General features: G+C 69.6%; 14 protein-coding genes and 4 tRNA genes. 6 read left to right on the plus strand and 12 right to left on the minus strand.

Annotated features, from left to right (window positions below; genetic code table 11):
• Nucleotides 1-103: 103 nt before the first annotated feature.
• Complete coding sequence (gene murA / locus R4P08_RS14200; protein ID WP_317814549.1) at nucleotides 104-1,387, minus strand: UDP-N-acetylglucosamine 1-carboxyvinyltransferase; 1,284 nt, start codon at nucleotides 1,385-1,387, stop codon at nucleotides 104-106.
• Between the two features lie 70 nt (nucleotides 1,388-1,457).
• Here murA and R4P08_RS14205 point away from each other — a divergent pair, with 70 nt between their 5' ends.
• The gene (locus R4P08_RS14205) at nucleotides 1,458-2,033 is read left to right on the plus strand and encodes a cob(I)yrinic acid a,c-diamide adenosyltransferase (RefSeq protein ID WP_317814550.1); all 576 of its coding nucleotides are present in this window, start codon (nucleotides 1,458-1,460) and stop codon (nucleotides 2,031-2,033) included.
• A gap of 62 nt (nucleotides 2,034-2,095) precedes the next feature.
• Here the strand turns inward: R4P08_RS14205 and R4P08_RS14210 are convergent, their stop codons facing one another.
• The 7 genes from R4P08_RS14210 to R4P08_RS14240 form a co-directional block, all read right to left on the minus strand.
• Nucleotides 2,096-2,986 carry a LuxR C-terminal-related transcriptional regulator gene (locus R4P08_RS14210; RefSeq protein ID WP_317814551.1) on the minus strand — a complete coding sequence of 297 codons (891 nt, stop codon included), beginning with the start codon at nucleotides 2,984-2,986 and terminating at the stop codon, nucleotides 2,096-2,098.
• 183 nt (nucleotides 2,987-3,169) lie between these two features.
• Nucleotides 3,170-4,375, minus strand: coding sequence for a GTP-binding protein (locus tag R4P08_RS14215; protein WP_317814552.1), 1,206 nt, complete (start codon nucleotides 4,373-4,375; stop codon nucleotides 3,170-3,172).
• The gene (locus R4P08_RS14220; RefSeq protein WP_317814553.1) at nucleotides 4,363-5,148 is read right to left on the minus strand and encodes an enoyl-CoA hydratase; all 786 of its coding nucleotides are present in this window, start codon (nucleotides 5,146-5,148) and stop codon (nucleotides 4,363-4,365) included. Before R4P08_RS14220 ends, R4P08_RS14215 begins: the two co-directional genes overlap by 13 nt.
• 71 nt (nucleotides 5,149-5,219) lie before the next feature.
• The gene (locus R4P08_RS14225; RefSeq protein ID WP_317814554.1) at nucleotides 5,220-8,468 is read right to left on the minus strand and encodes an arabinosyltransferase domain-containing protein; all 3,249 of its coding nucleotides are present in this window, start codon (nucleotides 8,466-8,468) and stop codon (nucleotides 5,220-5,222) included.
• A gap of 84 nt (nucleotides 8,469-8,552) precedes the next feature.
• A tRNA-Phe gene (locus R4P08_RS14230) sits at nucleotides 8,553-8,626 on the minus strand.
• 52 nt (nucleotides 8,627-8,678) lie between these two features.
• Nucleotides 8,679-8,752, minus strand: a tRNA-Asp gene (locus tag R4P08_RS14235).
• Nucleotides 8,753-8,920: 168 nt separating this feature from the next.
• Nucleotides 8,921-8,993, minus strand: a tRNA-Glu gene (locus tag R4P08_RS14240).
• A 135-nt stretch (nucleotides 8,994-9,128) separates the two neighbouring features.
• Here R4P08_RS14240 and R4P08_RS14245 point away from each other — a divergent pair.
• The 5 genes from R4P08_RS14245 (at nucleotide 9,129) to phoU (ending at nucleotide 14,134) form a co-directional block, all read left to right on the plus strand.
• Nucleotides 9,129-9,204: transfer RNA gene (locus tag R4P08_RS14245), tRNA-Lys, on the plus strand.
• 223 nt (nucleotides 9,205-9,427) lie between these two features.
• Nucleotides 9,428-10,753: an NAD(P)-binding domain-containing protein gene (locus R4P08_RS14250; protein ID WP_317814684.1), complete on the plus strand. Its 1,326-nt coding sequence runs from the start codon at nucleotides 9,428-9,430 to the stop codon at nucleotides 10,751-10,753.
• Between the two features lie 61 nt (nucleotides 10,754-10,814).
• Nucleotides 10,815-11,945 (plus strand): MFS transporter, encoded by a 1,131-nt coding sequence (locus tag R4P08_RS14255; protein ID WP_317814555.1) that lies wholly within the window; start codon nucleotides 10,815-10,817, stop codon nucleotides 11,943-11,945.
• Nucleotides 11,946-12,097: 152 nt separating this feature from the next.
• The gene (gene dusB, locus R4P08_RS14260; protein ID WP_317814556.1) at nucleotides 12,098-13,276 is read left to right on the plus strand and encodes a tRNA dihydrouridine synthase DusB; all 1,179 of its coding nucleotides are present in this window, start codon (nucleotides 12,098-12,100) and stop codon (nucleotides 13,274-13,276) included.
• A 90-nt stretch (nucleotides 13,277-13,366) separates the two neighbouring features.
• A complete protein-coding gene (phoU, locus tag R4P08_RS14265) occupies nucleotides 13,367-14,134 on the plus strand; it encodes a phosphate signaling complex protein PhoU (protein WP_317814557.1) in 768 nt (255 codons plus the stop codon).
• Nucleotides 14,135-14,252: 118 nt separating this feature from the next.
• Here phoU and pstB read toward each other — a convergent pair whose 3' ends face one another.
• From pstB to pstS, 4 genes are all read right to left on the minus strand, one after another.
• Entirely contained in the window at nucleotides 14,253-15,029 is a 777-nt protein-coding gene (gene pstB, locus R4P08_RS14270; protein ID WP_317814558.1) for a phosphate ABC transporter ATP-binding protein PstB, read from the minus strand.
• Between the two features lie 9 nt (nucleotides 15,030-15,038).
• A complete protein-coding gene (pstA, locus tag R4P08_RS14275; RefSeq protein ID WP_317814559.1) occupies nucleotides 15,039-15,953 on the minus strand; it encodes a phosphate ABC transporter permease PstA in 915 nt (304 codons plus the stop codon).
• Complete coding sequence (gene pstC, locus R4P08_RS14280) at nucleotides 15,953-17,005, minus strand: phosphate ABC transporter permease subunit PstC (RefSeq protein ID WP_317814560.1); 1,053 nt, start codon at nucleotides 17,003-17,005, stop codon at nucleotides 15,953-15,955. Before pstC ends, pstA begins: the two co-directional genes overlap by 1 nt.
• A 79-nt stretch (nucleotides 17,006-17,084) precedes the next feature.
• Nucleotides 17,085-18,194 carry a phosphate ABC transporter substrate-binding protein PstS gene (pstS, locus tag R4P08_RS14285; protein ID WP_317814561.1) on the minus strand — a complete coding sequence of 370 codons (1,110 nt, stop codon included), beginning with the start codon at nucleotides 18,192-18,194 and terminating at the stop codon, nucleotides 17,085-17,087.
• Nucleotides 18,195-18,344 lie beyond the last annotated feature (150 nt).

The raw sequence follows: 18,344 nt of genomic DNA on the forward strand, positions 1-18,344 counted from the left end.
GCCTCTCGGTCCGGGCCGCTGTCGGCGACTTCCAATAAGTTACGCAGACATGAACCGGAACGCAAATCGCCTGGTCAGCGGTGGTCGTTAGCGATCGAACGCGTCAACGGTGGGTGTCGACGCGCTCGATCTGGCCACCGAGTGACCGCACGTTCCCGATGAAGTCGGAGTAACCACGATCGATGTGGAAGATCTCGCAGACCTCCGTCACGTTGTCCGCGCACATCCCCGCGAGGACCAGCCCGGCGCCGGCGCGGATATCGCTCGCCCAGACGGTGGCCGAGTCCAGGCGCTCCCGGCCGCGGATCTTGGCGTGGTGGCCGTCGGTCTCGGCGTCCACGCCCATGCGCACCATCTCCTCGACAAAGCGGAAGCGTGCTTCAAAGAGGTTCTCGGTGACCACGGACAATCCGTCCGACACGGAGGCGAGCGCGATAGCCATCGGCTGCAGGTCGGTCGGGAATCCGGGGAACGGCAGCGTCCGGACGTTCCGCGCGCGTGGCCGGCCCTGCTGACTGACCTGGAACCAGTCCGCCCCGGTCTCGACCTCGGCCCCCACTCCCCGCAGTTTCTCCAGGACCACGTGGATGAACATCGGGTCGATGCCGGTGACCTTGACGTCGCCCCGGGTCATGACCGCACCCATCGCCCAGGTCGCCGCGACGATGCGGTCGCCGACCACCCGGTGGCTCACCGGATGCAGCTCGTCGACGCCCTCGATGGTGATGGTGCTGGAACCTGCGCCGGTGATCTTGGCACCCATCTCGGTCAGCAGCTCACAGATGTCCACGATCTCGGGCTCGCGGGCAGCGTTCTCCAGGACGGAGGTCCCTTTGGCCAGAACCGCCGCGGTCACAAAGGTCTCGGTGGCCCCGACGGACGGGAAGCTGAGCTTGTAGCCCGCGCCCCGGAGTTCCGTGGCCTCGGCGACGAGCCGACCGTGGTCCATCCTCGTGGTGGCCCCCAGCGCGTTCAACCCGTTCTGGTGCCAGTTCAGCGGTCGGCTGCCGATCGCGTCACCGCCCGGCATCGAGAGGACCGCCCGGTGGAAGCGGCCGACCAACGGACCCAGGATGCACACGGATGCGCGGAGTCGCTGCGCTGCCTTGTCGTCGGCCACATGACCGACATCAGCCGGGGTGTCGATCACCACCGTGTCCCCGGAGATCTCGACGACGCATCCGAGATGGCGGAGGACCTCCGCCATCGCGGGGACGTCCGAGATGTCCGGACAATTGGTCAAGGTCGTGCGGCCCTCTGCCATCAGGGCCACCGCCATGAGCTTGAGGACGCTGTTCTTCGCGCCGGCGACAGAGACCTCGCCGGCCAGTCTGGTTCCGCCGGTGACGAGGAAGCTCTCCTCGCGGGACGTTGGGTTACCGCTCACCCGTCCACCCTAGGCGAGAACCGGGGACTTCCCGCCCATCCGGGGAGTGGCGGGCGCGTAGGTTGGCCTCATGGCTGTTCATCTCACAAAGATCTATACCCGGACCGGCGACGACGGGACCACGGGACTGTCCGACTTCTCGCGGGTGAGCAAGAACGACGTCCGCCTGGCCGCGTACGCGGACTGCGACGAGGCCAATGCCGCGATCGGCGTCGCGGTGACCAGCGGCGATCTCGCCGACCGCGTCGCGGCGGTACTGCGGGTCGTGCAGAACGATCTCTTTGACGCCGGCGCCGACCTGGCCACCCCGGTGGTCGCCGATCCCGAGTATCCGCCGCTCCGGATCGAACCGTCCTATATCGAGCGGCTCGAGGGCTGGATCGACGAGTTCAACGCCGAGCTGGCCGACCTGACCTCGTTCATCCTCCCGGGCGGGACCCCCGGCGCCGCGTACCTGCACGTGGCTCGCACCGTGACCCGTCGCGCCGAGCGCGCGGCGTGGGCGGCGGTCCACGAGCACCCGGACTCCACCTCTGCGCTGCCGGCCAAGTACCTCAACCGGCTGTCGGACCTGCTGTTCGTCCTCGGCCGGGTGGCCAATCCCGACGGCGACGTGCTGTGGGTGCCGGGCGGCGAGCGGGGCTGACCTTCGGGCTGTCGGTGCCGGGCACCGGGCGCGGGTGATCTCCGGCCGGCTCCCCGCCGGGGTTACGGCAGGGCGCCCATCCGCCGTGCGGCGTTGACGGCCTCGAACCGCGTGTGCGCGTCCAGCTTGCGCATGACCGAGCGCAGGTAGCTCTTGACGGTCTCCGCGCCGATGCCCATCTCCGCGGCCGTCTCGATATTGGTCTTGCCCTGCGCCACGCAGGCCAGCACGTCCAGCTCGCGGCGGGACAGCCGCGCGGTGGGCAACTCCGGTGGGGGCGAGACCATCTCGGCGCAGATCCGTTCGAGCTCGGCGCGGACGTCCGGCGCCTCGGTCCGGGACGCCAGCATCCGCAGTCGCGTGTGGGTCTCGCGCATCCGCTCGTTGGACAGGACGTCGTCCCATCTGCCCTCGCCGGCGCCCGGGCCGACCGGTGCGGCGCCCCGGGCGGCGAGCGCGTCATTGACCGCGATCTCCTGCTCCAGGGCTCGCGCGGTGGCCGCCATCTGGTTGAGGACCTTCTCCCCGAAGCGCACCGAATTGTGCACGCCCGCGTAGAGGACCGCGCGGACGTCCTTTCCCACCACCACCGGGATCGCCGCCATCGAGCGCAACCCCTCGGACAGCACCGGCAGGTCGTATTCGTGCGTGATCACACCGGCCCGTGGGTAGTCGGCCACACCGACCGGCTTACCGGTGGCCATGACCCGGCCGCCGACCCCGGCCCCGTAGTGGATCGTGAGGTCCTTCATCGCCGAGGTCCGCATGCCGAGCGACTCCGACAGCACCAGGGTGTGTCCCTCGCCCACCACGCCACCGATGGTCACCGGGATCCCGGTGGCCTCGCGCAACGCGGAGATCGCGCTCCGCACAGAGGCCAGGTCTCGCTTTCGGCGCTGCGCCTCACCAGCGGCTCCGCCGCCGAATCCTCGGTCGGCCGTCTCCTCGTCCACGAGATCTCCTCACCCGGTCGTGGCGCACCCCCGACGTGAGCCGGGGAATGCCCCGGGAAGTGCCGCAAATCACCGTCGTGAGCGCCACTATACGCACGTAACCGGGGTGGTGCCGACCGGTGCCGGTCGCCGCTGTTCGATGTTGACGGGGGTACCCGGTCCGGCTTCACGCCCCGGCCGTGTTCAGGGCGTGAAGGCTGGATCGAATGCCTCGGGGTCCTCCGGGTCCACCAACATCGCGGCCGCCCCGGTCAGCGGCGCGGAGCGCTGCTCGTCGTAGATCCACTCCTCGACGTCGCTGGAGTCCGGGGCGCCGACGAGGTACGGGTGCAGGCCCAGCGCGGCGTCCGGGTCGACGGTCTCGCCAGCGATCAGCTGGGCGTCATCCAGGAAGCGCCTCACCTCGTCGTCGTCCATATCGACGCCGATCACCACCACCCCCTCCGCGCCGTGGCCCCCGGCGCGCAGTTCCAGCCGGCGCCCCACCAACGCCACCTCGTACCGTCGCGGCCCGTCCGCCGTAGCCAGGGTCAGCGTGCCCTTGGCGCGGTAGACGCCGGCCGGCGGCGCGGAGAGCGCGGCCAGCACGCGGCGCGGATGGAGGTGGCGCGCCGGCGTCACCGTGACCGCCCGGTACGAGTCGTGGAGGTGGGGGTGGTCGTGGGCGTGGTGGTGGGCGTGGTGGTGGGCGACGGGCCCCGGTTCCACGACCGCGGAGTCCGCCGCGTCCGGTTCCATCCCCAGTAGGAGTCCGGCGGGGACCGCGGCGCGGACGGCCGGCAGCACGGCCACGCGCGGGGCGTGGGAGCGGATCGTCGCGCGGAGCTCGCCGAACCGCTCCCGGGTGACCAGGTCGCACTTGTTGACGACGACGAGGTCCGCCTCCGCGAGGTGCGATGCCAGGCTCGGATGCCGCTCCATAGCGTCATCGAGCCCCTCGGCGTCCACCACCTGGACCATCCCCGCGTGCCGCACCTTGTCCCGGGGCACCTCGTGGACCATCCGGGACAGGATCGCCGGTTCGGCCAGGCCGCTGGCCTCGATCACCGCCAGGTCCATGCCCAGCTCGTCGCCGGCGAGCCGGGTCAGCGCCTCGACGAGCTCGCCGGCGTCGACCTCGCAGCAGACGCAGCCGTTGGGTAGCGAGACCATGGAGTCGACGCGGCCGGCCACCGCGGTGGCGTCCACATCGATCTCCCCGAAGTCGTTGACGATCGCCGCGATCCGCAGGCCCGGGGCCCCGCTGAGCAGGTGGTTGAGCAGCGTGGTCTTGCCCGCGCCCAGGTAGCCCGTCAGGACCAGCACCGGCAGCGGGGCCCCGGGGGCGCGGCGGGCGGGGTCCAGGTCGTGGCTCAGCGCCGGGTCCAGGTGGTGGTTCAGCGACGCCACTCGGGCCTGCGCTTCTCCGCGAACGCGGACATGCCCTCCGTCTGGTCGTCCGTGGCGAACAGCGCGTAGAAGGCGTTCTGCTCGGCCAGCAGCCCCTCCTCGAGGGTGGTCTCGAAGGAGCGGTTGACGGCCTGCTTGGCCGCGATGGCGGTGGTCTTGCTCATCGAGGCGATCTTCTCGGCGACCTTCATGGCCTCGTCGAGCAGGTCGGCCGCGGGGACGACGCGGGCGACCAGGCCGGAGCGCTCGGCCTCGGCGGCATCCATCTGCCGGCCGGTCAGGCACAGGTCCATGGCCTTGGCCTTGCCCACAGCGCGGGTGAGCCGCTGCGAGCCGCCCATGCCCGGGATCACGCCGAGGGTGATCTCCGGCTGGCCGAACTTGGCGTTGTCGCCGGCGATGATCATGTCGCACATCATGGCGAGCTCGCAGCCGCCGCCGAGCGCGAAGCCGGAGACGGCCGCGATGATCGGCGTCCGCGCGACGGTGAGGCGCTTCCAGTCATGGAAGAAGCGCTCGAGGTAGATGCCCGGGTACGACTTGTCCTTCATCTCCTTGATGTCGGCGCCGGCCGCGAAGGCCTTCTCCGAACCGGTGATGAGGATGCAGCCGACACCCGGGTCGGAATCGAGGCCCTCGACCGCCTCGACGACCTCCTTCTCCATGCCGCTGCTCAGCGCGTTGAGCGCCTTGGGCCGGTTGAGCGTGATGACCGCGACGCGGCCGGTCTGGTCGACCAGGATGTTCTCGAACTGCTTCTCGGTCACGGTCATAGCGTTGCTCCACTCTGGGTCGGTAAAAACTTGGACTTCCTTGTAAAAGCTCCGGGACCGATGCTAACCGGTCACCGGGCCAGCGGTCCCCCGTTCCACATCCCCGACCGTACGGTCTCCCCCTGCTCGACCGTCGCCGGCTTCGCATCGGGCACCAGCGGCTCGTAACGCACGAGCGAGCCCCAGTCCCGGTCCCAGTCGTGTTCGAGGTAGGTGGGCACGGTCTCGCCCTCGAGCAGGAGCTCGATGAACCCGAGCGGTCCGCCACCGTCCCACGCCTGCCAGGTGTTGGTGGAGCTCACCGCCAGCCCGCGGTCCGGCAGCACGCGGTACTCGGGCAGCTCGTGGATGCCCGCGTACTCGTCGAAGGGGCGAAGGCACGGCGTGTGGAAGGCGACCGCCCAGTCCGGGAGGACCGGGGTGGTGTGGCCCACCAGGTCCTGCATGGTCACCAGCTCGGGGACCCGGGGCGGGGTGAACGCGATCCACCGCGACGGGTCCGGGTCGAGGTCGTGCACCACGAGCCGGATCGCGGTGGCGTCCGAGGGCAACGTGTCGAGCGGAACTCGCAGGTTGCGCCAGGACGGCGCCGGGCCGATGTCCACGGGCAGGACCGAACCCGTCGGTTCGAACGACTCCGCGGCGGTCGCGAACTCCACGCGGATCGCGTCCGGGGCGAAGGAACCCGCCACGGCGATCGTGACGAGGGGGTGCTCCCCGTCCCGATCCGGGAGCCGGTACCAGTCGGTGGTGGTCTCCGCGGTGAACTGCGGGCCGGCCTGGTGGCTGCCGAGGACCGGCACCCGCGCCGGGTCGAGGCCGAACGGCAGCACGGCGTGACTGCCGTTGATGCCCTCCCCCGAGCGCACCCCGCCCTCGGTTCCGGCGGTGGTCGCCGTGGCATCCGAGTCCTCCCCTGTGCCCGGCGTGTCGACGTCGACGGCCTGGGTGGCCGTGAGGTCGGCGGGGATCCCGTCGGGGGCGAACTCGACCGGCCGGGCGCCCGCCTCGAGCTGGTCGCGGGGCTCCCCGACCGGCTCGAGCAGTCCGGCGTTGGCGTCGGGCTCGGTCAGTACCACGTCGGCGATGCCGCACGGCTCGCCCGACAGCGCCTTCAGGTTCTGCAGACCGACGGAATAGGCGGGGTACTGGTTGCGGACCGCCGCGGCCATGGACGCGACGATCACCACGACGACGAGGGCCGCCGCGAGCCCCAGTGGGGCGTGCGAGACCTCGCGCAGCGCGCGGGCCACGGGACCGCTGCGGCCGCCATCGGTGGTCCCCGCCGCCGTCGGCCGCACGAACGGCTCCCGGTAGTGCAGGAACAGAGCGCCCAGGAGCGCGAGGATCATCAGCCCGAGGAACACCGAGGACAGGGTGATCCCGGCGATCGAGGGCTGGGCACCACCCCACGGGATGCCGTAGATCGAGATGTACCACCAGCCGTTGGTGGAGGTGAAACTCAGCGCCAGGACCAGGAACACGGCCGCGAGGAAGAGCATCCGGTTGCGCAGTGACCGCGTGGCCGCGGGCAGGACGGCCATGGTCACCAGCGCCGCCAGTGCCGCGCCGATCGTGGCGAACGCCCCGAAGTGGTGGGTCCACTTGGTGGGGTTGAGCGCCATGAACGCGATCGAGATCGCGGCCAGGCCGACGATCCGCCGCGCGGGACCCACGGACACGCCGGGGATCCTGCCCTTGCGGAACAGGATGGCTGCGCAGGTGATGAGCGACAGGAACATGGCGAGGACCGCGAAGCGGCGGGCCAGCGACCCGTCCGGCGTCTGGTTCATCAGCCACTCGTAGCGCCAGACCTCCTCGAACCAGCGTCCGGTGGGGCCGACGTCGCCGAGCAGGGCGGAGGATTGCAGCGTGGTGACCAGCGGCTGGTCCAGGAAGATCAGGTGGAGCACGCCGAGGCCGGCGGCGAGCAGCGGGGCCACCGTCGGCACCCAGCCGTCGCGTCGCGCCCGCCGGATCACCAGGAGCAGCAGTGGCCGCGAGGCGGCGAGGATCGCGGCGATGCAGAAGGTGCCGGTGGGCGCCGCTGACAGCGTGAGCCCACCGATGATGAAGCCGGCGGCCGCCGGCAGCAGCCGGCCGGTCGCCAGCGCGCGCTCGAGCGAGACCCAGGTGGCCAGGACGCCGAAGGCGACGATCGGCTCGGGACGCAGGCCGTTGTTGTAGGTGAGCCAGAACGCGAGGAACACCGCGGCGGTGCTCCACCTGACCGCCGGGGCGCGCCGGGCCGCTATGCCGAGGCGCGGGATGACCTCACGCGAGAGCAGGATCCAGGACGCGATCCCCAGCAGCAGCGCCGGCAGTCGCAGCCACACGCTGCCCAGGGAGATCGAACTCATGGCCGTGTAGAGGTAGTAGGGCATCCCGAACGGCGCGTACGGGGCGCCGTAGTAGCGGAACACCTCGGGCATGTAACCGCTCGAGACCGCTGCGCGCGCCTCGGTGAGGATGTACCCGTCGTCCGCCGTGTTGGCCCCGATGACGTGCCAGACCAGCAGCGTGGCCACCACCAGCAGGTCGAGGGGTCGCGGCTTCCACCACCCGGAGGGCAACACCCGGCGTCCGGCGCGGCCGTCACGCAGGTCGAGCCGGTGCAGTGCGACGAGCGCGACGATGATCGCGAGGATGCCGATCACGATGGCGATCTGCTTGAGGGCGGTCGCCTGGGTGGTGTAGCGGGAGTCCACGGTGATGTCGACGGACATTCCCTCCGGCGCCGCCCCCTGCAGGTCCGTGAACACGCCGACGACCTGCGGGCGGAGGTCCTCATCGATCCGGCCGCCCGCGCCCTGGCCGTTCACGTCCAGTCCGAGGAATTCCGCGCCGATCGATCCGGAGTCCGCCTCCACGCGGATCGAGGAGCACGCCCCCGCCCCGGCGACCGCCTCGACGGGCGCGGAGGCGATGAGGACGTTCCGGCTGCGCACCTCCACCGTGGAGCCGGCGACGGAGACCATGAGCCCGCGGGCCCCCGCGTCCTCGCCGGCCTGCCGGGGAGCGGTGGATACCAGGACGCCGTCCTCGCGGCCCTGCTCCCGCAGGTCACCCACGGCCGAGCACGGCACGTCCACGGTGATGTCGAGCGGGTAGTACGCCACCAGCGGAGCCGTGACCGGATCGAGCGTGCCGGAGGACTCCGGCCAGCTGATCGTCGAGGTGGTCTGGGTGACGGGCAGGAGTGGCACGATGATCGCGAGGAAGATCCCGATCAGCCCGCTGACCGCGGCGACGATCCCCCACCTGACCCCTGATCGGGACTTCTCCGGCACGTCAGGGACCTCGGTGGCAGGCGATGGCATGGCGTCCACGCTATAACGCGGGGCAGACGTTCCCCGAAATGGGAAACGCGTCGGAGGGAAACCCTCCGACGCGCTGCGATCTTGTGGCCAGAGTCGGGATCGAACCGACGACCTTCCGCTTTTCAGGCGGACGCTCGTACCAACTGAGCTACCTGGCCCTAAGACCACCGGCGCATCCGGTGAACACCGAATGCGCCGGTTGTCTCTGTGCGACCCTGACGGGACTCGAACCCGCGACCTCCGCCGTGACAGGGCGGCGCGCTAACCAACTGCGCCACAGGGCCGTGCTCTTCGCACGAGATAGAACATTAAACGACGCCCCGCCCGTGCGCAAATCGCCAGGTGGGCCGCGGGTTTCCGCGCTACGGACCAGCCCACAGACCAATCCACTAACCGGCCCGCAAATGCACGACGTCCCGGTCACCGAGGCGGTGACCGGGACATCTCCTGCGTACCCCCTACGGGATTCGAACCCGCGCTGCCGGCGTGAAAGGCCGGTGTCCTAGGCCGCTAAACGAAGGGGGCGTGCGCCACGTCCGACTATCACCGGCCCGCAGCGCGTTCGAGTTTAGGGCACTGCCCACCCCACAGCTAAACCAACCGTCTGCAAAGTCGGCACCGGACCCCGGGCACGCGAACCGGGACGGTATCGTGACCGACGCCCCTATAGCTCAGTTGGTAGAGCTACGGACTTTTAATCCGCAGGTCGTCGGTTCGAGCCCGACTGGGGGCACCACCAGCAGCCCGGACGCTCACCGGGATCCGATCCATTGACACATGTCGATCCATCGGCTTAGCCTCGCGCATAGACGCTCATCGATACCGATGAGTTCGTGCCGGGCACCACCACTGCCCGCGTGCTCGCGGCCGACACACCACGCGTCCTCGCGCCCGACACCACTGCACGCGTGGTCGCGCCGTGCACCGCCAGAGAAGGAGAACGCCCAGTGAACCCGACAATGCAGGAGCTTCCGGTTGTGGTCATCGGAGCCGGCCCCGTGGGACTGGCTGCGGCGTCCCACCTCCGCGAGCGGGGACTGACCCCATTGGTTCTCGAGGGCGGCGCCACGATCGGGGCGGCCATCCGGCGATGGGGGCACACCCGCCTGTTCTCCCCGTGGAGATACGACATCGACAGCGCCGCCCGGCGCCTGCTCGAACCCACCGGGTGGACGGAGCCGGACCCGGAGGCTCTGCCCACCGGTCACGAGCTGGTCCGGGACTATCTGTCTCCGCTCGCCGCGGTCCTCGGCGCGGACGTCGTCCGGACCGGTTCCCGCGTGGTGTCGGTGTCCCGGGAGGGGATCGACAAGACGCGGTCGGCCGATCGGGCGCGTACCCCGTTCCTCGTCCGGGTCGAATCCGCCGACGGCACCCTGACCGACGTGCGGGCCCGCAGCGTCATCGACGCCTCGGGAACCTGGGGCCGGCCCAATCCGCTCGGCCGGTCCGGTCTCCCCGCACCCGGTGAGGACGCGGCGGCCGCGCAGGGTCTGATCACCGCCCCGCTGCCGGATGTGACCGGGGTGGAGCGCGACCGGTTCGCCGGCCGCCATGTGCTCGTCGTGGGGGCCGGGCATTCGGCGGCCAACACCCTGCTCGACCTGGTGACGATCGCACGACAGGCCCCCGACACCCGGATCAGCTGGGCGGTTCGTGCGGCTGACGTGTCCGGTGTCTACGGCGGCGGGGACAGCGACGAACTGGAAGCCCGCGGAGCCCTGGGCTCACGCCTGCGCGCTGCCGTGGCCTCCGGGGTGATCAACGTGCACACCTCGTTCACCATCACCGGGTTCACGCCCACGCCGACAGGGCTGACGGTCCACGCCAACACCCCGCAGGGTCCGGCTCACCTGGAGGTGGACCTTCTCGTCCCCGCCACCGGCTTCCGCCCCGACCTGTCCATCCTCTCCGAGCTCCGCCTCGCCCTCGACCCGGCCGTGGATGCGCCGCACCAACTCGGGCCGCTGATCGACCCGGAATTCCACTCCTGCGGAAGCGTCGAGCCGCACGGCGAGCGGCTCCTGGCCCATCCCGAGGCCGACTTCTACATCGTGGGGATGAAGAGCTACGGCCGGGCGCCGACGTTCCTCATGGCCACCGGGTACGAGCAGGTCCGTTCCATCGCCGCCGCACTCGCAGGTGACCGGGCCGCCGCCGACGACGTGCAGCTCGACCTGCCGGAGACCGGGGTCTGTTCAACAGACCTCGGTGGTTCGTGCGATGCGCCCCCCTCGCCGCAACTGATCTCGCTCGGCGTGACCACCACGTCAACCTGCTGCTGACAGGCTCGCCATCAGCAGCCGCCCGCCCGGGACCGACCGCCCCCGCGGCGGGCTCGCGGCCATGTGTATCGCGCAGACCACCAGCTGGGGACTGCTCTTCTACTCCTTGCCCGCGGCCGTCACGCCGATCTCACAGGACACCGGGTGGAGTGACACCGCCATCACCGGTGCGCTGTCGGCCGGCCTCGTCATCTCGGCGGTAGCCGGGCTCAGGGTCGGTTCGGTCCTCGACGCCCGGGGGCCACGCACGGTGATGACGCTCGGGGCGGTCATCGGCGTGGCCGCCCTGGCGCTGGTCGCGTGGTCTCCCAACCTGCCGATGTTCTACCTGGCCTGGCTGGTCGCCGGGTTCGCCCAGTCCGCCGTCCTCTATCCGCCCGCGTTCGCGGTGATCACGCGGTGGTACGGCCCGAGGCGGGTCGGCCCCCTGCTGACGCTGACGCTCGTCGCCGGGTTCGCCTCCACCCTCTTCGCCCCGCTCACCGCGTATCTGATCGGGCAGTTCGGGTGGCGGACCAGCTACCTCATCATGGCCGGGATCCTCGCCGCGGTGTCGGTACCTCTGCACGCCTTGTTCCTCAACTCGACCTGGTCCGGCACCGTGGGTGAACCGTCCGCGCAGCAGTCGCGGGGCGAGGTCCGCCGGGTCACCAGAACGCGCCAGTTCATCACCCTCCAGGTGGTGATGACGGTCGCCACGTTCACGCTCTTCGCCGTGACGATCAACCTCATCCCGCTGCTGCTGGATCGGGGGATCGCCTACTCCACGGCCGCGCTCGCCTTCGGGCTGGTGGGCGCGGGCCAGGTCGTCGGCCGGCTCGGCTATCCAGCCCTGGCCCGCAGGTCCACCCCCCAACAGCGAACCCTGGTGGTCCTCGGCGCCGGCGCTCTCGGTCTGTGGGGCCTGGCGTTGCTCCCCGGACCCACGTGGTTGCTCGTCGCCCTGGCTGTCGGCACAGGCGCCGCCCGCGGGTGCCACACCCTCCTCCAGGCCACCGCCGTCTCGGACCGGTGGGGTACTGAGAACTTCGGTGCGATCAACGCCGTCTTCGCCGCGCCGATGACGGCGGTGACCGCGCTCGCGCCCGTGTCCGGGCCGGTGCTGGCCGGCCTCGTCGGTGGGTACCCCGCGATGGCGGTCCTCATGGCTGTGCTGCTCACGGCCACGGCGGCCGCGAGCATCCGCACGTGAGCACCGCTCACTCGTCGGCTCACTCGTCCCGGGTGCACGACGGAACGGCGACGGACCGCGCAGGGGTGGGCCCGACGACCAGCGGCGCTGCAGGAGACCGCGGTGTTCCCACCCCATTGGACCTGCCCGCCCCACGCTGGAACACTCGGTGTATGTCCGCACCCACCACCACCGACGCGCCCGCCCTGCGCATCGGACCCTTCGAGCTCGCCTCGCCCGTCATCCTGGCGCCGATGGCGGGTGTCACCAACGTCGCCTTCCGCACGTTGTGCCGCGAGATCGAACGGGAACAGCAGGGCTCGGTGTCCGGACTCTACGTCTGCGAGATGATCACCGCCCGCGCGCTGGTCGAACGGCAGCCCGCAACCCTTCACATGGCCACGTTCGCCCCCGACGAGTCCCCGCGCAGCCTGCAGCTGTACACGGTCGACGCGGAGTACACCTACGCGGCCGCCAAGATGATCGTCGACGAGAATCTGGCCGACCACATCGACATCAACTTCGGTTGCCCGGTCCCCAAGGTCACCCGCCGCGGCGGCGGCTCGGCCATTCCCTACAAGCGGAGACTGTTCCGCTCCATCGTCGCGGCGGCGGTCCGCGCGACCGAGGGCACCGACATCCCGGTCACGGTGAAGATGCGTGTCGGCATCGACGACGAGCACCACACCCATCTCGACGCCGGCCGCATCGCCGTCGACGAGGGGGCCCAGGCAGTCGCACTACACGCCCGGACCGCCGCCCAGCGGTACTCCGGCGAGGCCGACTGGTCGCAGATCTCCCGGTTGGTCGAGCACGTCGGGGCGGTCTCCGACGTGCCGGTGCTGGGCAACGGCGACATCTTCTCCGCCGATGACGCGGTCCGTATGCGTGAGCAGACCGGGTGCGCGGGAGTGGTGATCGGCCGGGGATGCCTCGGTCGGCCCTGGCTGTTCTCCGAGCTCGCCGCCCGCCTGGACGGCCGCGAGGCTCCGACCCCGCCCACCCTCGGCGAGGTCAGCCGGATCATGTACCGCCACGGCGAGCTGTTGGCCGAGCATCACGGTGAGAACAAGGGGATGCGCGAGATCCGCAAGCACGTGGCGTGGTACCTGCGCGGCTTCCCGGCCGGGTCGGAGAAGCGCGTCGGACTCTCCGGCGTCCGCACCCTGGACGACCTCGCGGCGCTGCTGGCCGACCTGCCCGCCGACGCGCCCTTCCCGGCCGACGGCTACGGCCCCCGGGGCCGGCAGGGTTCGCCCTCCCGCGTCCTGCTACCCGAAGGGTGGCTGGACGACCCCGAGGACGACGCGGTGGCCCTGGAGGGCGCGGACGCCGCCAACTCCGGGGGCTGATCGCCGGGAGCGGCCCGGTGCCGGCGGTATTCACCGGGCGTTCATCGTCGGGGCCGATTCCGCAATTGACATGCGGGTATGCTGGCGAACATGCGTCTTGTCTACTCTGAAGAACTGGCAGATCTGGCCACCTCGATGGCCCGGATGTGCTCCCTCGCGACCGACGACATGGAGTTGGCCACGCACGCCCTGCTCCAGGTCGATCTGGTGGCGGCGGAGAAGGTCCTCCAGTCCTCCACCGAGATGGCCAGGCTGGCAACCGAGAACGAGGAGCGCGGCTTCGCGCTGTTGGCCCTCCAGGCCCCCGTGGCCCGTGACCTACGCCAGGTGGTCACCTCGATCCAGCTCGTCCAGGACCTGGTCCGGATGGGCACCCTGGCCGGGCACGTGGCCAAGATCGTGCGTCGGCGCCATCCCGAGGGCGTCCTACCCGAGCCGGTCAACGGGTACTTCGCCGAGATGGGCCGCGTCGCGGTCTCGCTCGGCCGCTCGGCCACCGAGGTGTTGCTCAACCGGGACGCCGAGCAGGCCGCCACCCTGGCCCACCAGGACGATGCCGTCGACGACCTCCGTCGCCACCTGTTCACCCTGCTCACCGTGCGCGAATGGAAGTGGGGCGTGGCCTCGGCGGTCGACGTGACGCTTCTCGGCCGCTACTACGAGCGGTTCGCCGACCACGCGGTCGAGGTGGCCCAGCGAGTGATCTTCCTGGCCACCGGCGAATACGCCACTCTGACGGTGGACGACCCGGAACGCACCTCCCCCTCCAAGGAGGAGCTGGTCCGCAAGTTCAACGAGACCGAGAGGGCGTACAAGACCCAGGACTCCGGCGACGCCGGGCAGGGGATCTCCGGCTGACCCGGACCCGGGACGCACAGCTTCCCGGGGCTGACCCGAACCCGGGGATACGACGAGAGCACCCCGGTTCCCGCCGACATGGCGGGTACCGGGGTGCTCTCGTCGTGCGGGGCAGAACTCAGCCGAAGCGGCCGGACACGTAGTCCTCGGTCTGCTTGTTCTCCGGGTTGGAGAAGATCTTCTCCGTGGAGTTGACCTCGACGAGCTGACCCGGCATCCCTGTGGCCTCGAGCGAGAAGAACGCGGTCTGGTCGGACACCCGCGCCGCCTGCTGCATGTTGTGCGTGACGATCACGATGGTGAACTCGCTCTTGAGCTCGGAGATGAGATCCTCCACCGCGAGCGTCGAGATGGGGTCGAGTGCCGAGCACGGCTCGTCCATGAGGAGCACCTGGGGCTCGATCGCGATCGCCCGGGCGATGCACAGGCGCTGCTGCTGGCCACCCGAGAGGCCGCCGCCCGGCTTGTCGAGTCGGTCCTTGACCTCGTTCCAGAGGTTGGCGCCGCGCAGCGACTTCTCCGCGACCTCGTCGAGCTTCTTCTTGTTCTTGACGCCCTGGAGTTTGAGCCCGGCGACCACGTTCTCCTTGATGGACATGGTGGGGAACGGGTTCGGGCGCTGGAACACCATGCCGATGGTCCGGCGCACCGCGACGGGGTCGACCTTCTTGTCGTAGATGTCCACCCCGTCGAGCTTGATCGAACCCGTGGCGAACGCGCCAGGGATCTCCTCGTGCATCCGGTTGAGCGACCGCAGCACGGTGGATTTGCCGCAACCGGACGGGCCGATGAACGCGGTCACCGAGCGCGGGGGGACGTGGAGGTTGACGTCTTTCACGGCGTGGAAGTCGCCGTAGAAGATGTCGACGTTCTCGAGGTCGAGTCGCTTGGCCATGTCAGGTCCTTACTTGGTTTTGGGCGCGAGCGCCTTGGCGGCGAACGTGGCGAGGACGTTCAGCAACCCGATGATGACGACGAGCGTGAGGGCGGCGCCCCAGATGCGGTACTGCCCGGCCTCGTTCGGGTTCGAGAGCTGGTTGTAGATCAGCAGCGGCAGCGAGGCCATGTTGCCCTGGAGCACGTCGTAGTTGAACTTCGCCGTGTAGCCCACGAGGATCAGCACCGGGGCGGTCTCACCCATCACCCGGGCGATGGCCAGGAAGATGCCGGAGATCATGCCCGACAGCGCGGTCGGGACCACCACGCTGACGATGGTCTTCCATTTGGGCACGCCGAGCGCATACGAGGCCTCGCGGAGCTCGTCCGGAACCAGTTTGAGCATCTCCTCGGTGGACCGCACGATGAGCGGCAGCATGAGGAGCACCAGGGCCAGGGCCACGGCGAACGCGCTGAGTTCGAACTGCAGGACCGAGATCCAGAGACCGAAGATGAAGATGGCGGCCACCACCGAGGGCACGCCGGCCAGGACGTCGACCATGAAGGTGGTGGGCCTGGCCAGTCGGGACTCGGGATACTCCACGAGCATGATCCCGGCGGCCACGCCGAGCGGGATCGAGATGACCGCCGCGATGAGCGCCTGGACGAGGCTGCCGTAGATGGCGTGGCCCACGCCGCCCGACATCGAGGAGGGCGAGACGAGGAAGAACGAGTTGGTCCACCAGGTGGGGTTGAGGACCGCCGGGAGGCCCGAGGCGATCACCTTGTAGAGCAGCGCGACCAGAGGGATCACCGCGAGGAGGAAGCACAGCGAGAAGATCACCGTGGCGAGCTTGTCCTTGGCCCTGCGGCCGCCCGAGATCGGCAGGAACGTGTCGGCCGGCTTGGCCGGCTTGGCGAGGTCGGGAGTTGCCTGTGACATCAGCCGTTGACCTTTCCACCGGACACGGAGCGCGCGATGAGGTTGACGATGAACGTGAGGATGAAGAGCACGAGTCCGGCCGCGATGTAGGCACCGGTCGGCAGCGGGTGGTTGAACTCCGCGCTTCCCGAGGCGATCTTGGACGCGAATGTGAACCCGCCGTCGAAGAGCGACAGCGTGCCCGGGGCGCTGGCCGCACGCAGGATGATCAGGACCGCGACCGTCTCGCCGAGTGCGCGTCCGAGCGCGAGCATCGAGCCGGCGATCATTCCGGACTTGGCGTACGGGAAGCACGTCATCCGGATCTTCTCCCACTTGGTGGCACCCAGTGCGAGGGCGGCCTCCTGGTGGAGCGACGGGGTCTGACGGATGGTCTCGCGCGACATCGACGTGATGATCGGCAGGATCATGATGGCCAGGACGACACCGGCGGTGAAGATCGTGCCGCCGCCGGCGATCGTGACGTTGCCGTCACCGAAGAGGAAGAGCCAGTTGAGGTTCTCGTTGAGCCAGCCGGCGAAGGGCACCATCCACGGACCGAGGACGATGAGTCCCCACATGCCGTAGATGATCGACGGCACCGCGGCCAGCAGGTCGATGAGCGCGGACAGCGACCTGGAGAGCCGGGCCGGCGCGTACTGCACGAGGAACGTCGCGATGCCGATGGCCACCGGCACCGCGAGCGCGAGCGCGAACACGGAGCTCAGGACCGTGACCTTGAGCAGGTCCAGGATGCCGAAGCGCATGTTCTCCGCGTCGGTGGTGTTCCACTCTGACGAGGTGAAGAAGTTGGCGTTGTTCTGCATGAGCGACGGCCATGCCTGCATGACCAGAACGATCCCGATCAGCGCGATGAGGGCGACGATGAACGCGCCCGCGGCCACGGTGACCCCGCGGAAGAGCGCGTCCGCCTTCTGGGATGACTTGACGTCGCGGAGGTCTCCCTCGATGCCGCCGCCTGCGTCCGGCGGCGTCCTCGTGCCGTCCGGGAACCCGCCTGAGCTTCCGGCGTTCTTCTCGGCGTCGTGGTCGACGGATTCGTGAACTGTCATGAGACCTTCAGTCGCTCGGGGGTCAACGGGTCGATCGCCGGCCCGCCCGCTTCACAGGCGGGCCGGCGATCGGAGGAGATCAGGAGATCTCGGAGATGGCGGTGGTCAGCTTGGCGCGGAAGGCATCGGGGACGGGGATGTAGCCCTCGCCCTCGAGCTCGCCCTGGACCTCTTCCGACACGGCCACGTTGAGGAACGCCTTGACCGCGGCGGCGGTCTCCGGGTCCGGGTACTTCGAGCACACGATCTCGTACGTCGGCATGAGAATAGGGTAGGCGCCGGCCGCCTCGGGGACGTAGAAGGACGAGGTGTCGATCACCAGGTCGTTGGAACCCTCGTTCTTCAGCTTGGCCGAGTCGATGGTCTTGCCGGCGGTCTCCGCGTTGAGCTCCACGCCCGCGGTGTCGGCGGGCGTGATCACGTTGACCATGGCGAGGTTCTGGTTCTTGGCGTAGGACCACTCGGTGTAGGTGACGGTGCCCGGGGTCTGGCCGATCGCCGCAGAGACGCCCTCGTTGCCCTTGGCACCCTCGCCGACGCCGCCGTTGAAGGTCTTGCCGGCCTCCTGGGTCCAGGCACCGTCCGAGGCGGCATCGAGGTACTTCTGGAAGTTGTCGGTGGTGCCCGACTCGTCCGAGCGGAAGATCACGGTGATGGGCTGGTCCGGGAGCTCCGCGCCCTCGTTCTCCGCGGCGATGGCCGGGTCGTTCCACGTGGTGATCTGGCCGTTGAAGATCTTGGCGATGGTCGAGCCCGAGAGCTTGAGGTCCACGCCGTCGAGGTTGTAGGCGACGGCGATCGGGCCGAAGACCGCGGGGAGGTTCCACGCCTCGGACTCACACCGCTCCTGGGCCGGGGCGTACTCGTTCTCCTTGAGCGCCGAATCCGAGCCACCGAAGTCGGTCTGCCCACCGATGAACTCCTTGACGCCGGCGCCGGAGCCGTTGGAGTTGTAGTCGATGGTCTGTCCCTCGCAGCTCGTCGCGAACGAGTTGGCGAAGACCGTCATCGCGTTGTTCTGCGCGGACGAACCCGATGAATTGAGGCTCTCTTTGCCGCCACACTCGGCGTCAGCGACGGTCTGGGCGGCGGTGTCGCCGCTGCCGGTGTTGTCGTCCGAGCAGGCCGCCAGTCCGACGGTCGTCAGGGCGGCGAGCCCGATCAGGGCACCGGTGCGCTTGAGGTCCACAGATTCTCCTTGGTTTTCTCCGGTGGGGGTGCCCCACCGGGCAGTTCTCGCGAACAGATCGCGCGGGGCGGGCCGACCCGAGCGGCCCGACGAGGTCTGAACCTAAAGCGCCGATATGAACGGTCCCGCCAAGAACAGTGAACGCAAGAT

This window comes from Rhodococcus sp. IEGM 1408, from assembly GCF_033142235.1.
Taxonomy (GTDB): Bacteria; Actinomycetota; Actinomycetes; order Mycobacteriales; family Mycobacteriaceae; genus Dietzia.